The 240-nt window shown below is 44.6% G+C and carries 1 protein-coding gene; it reads right to left on the bottom strand.

All coding sequences use genetic code 11. The features are described 5' to 3' along the window. Positions 1-175 (bottom strand): SDR family NAD(P)-dependent oxidoreductase (locus SB658_RS27110; protein ID WP_410603620.1); only part of this gene is annotated, 175 nt, incomplete at its 3' end. Between the last annotated feature and the right edge of the window lie 65 nt (positions 176-240).

The following is a 240-nucleotide window of genomic DNA, read 5'->3' as shown; positions in this document are numbered from 1 at the left end:
CTTCAATATGTATCGCTTCGGATAACGAGACTTGCTCGATTTCTTCAGCTAGCTTTTTCGCATTGGCTTCCTGCCTGACGCCTGCAATCACTGTATAGCCTTGCTTGGCGAGACCTATCGTGATGAGCTTGCCAAAGCCGCTATTGGCACCAGTTACAATGGCTGTCCTTTTCATCATCTCGTACCTCCTTTTTGTTTCAATTTACCATAGCCCGCTCTTTTATTGAATAACGAAAAGAA

This window comes from Bacillus sp. SIMBA_008, assembly GCF_046535495.1.
GTDB lineage: Bacteria > Bacillota > Bacilli > Bacillales > Bacillaceae > Bacillus > Bacillus subtilis.
This window is presented reverse-complemented; position numbering and strand designations above follow the sequence as displayed.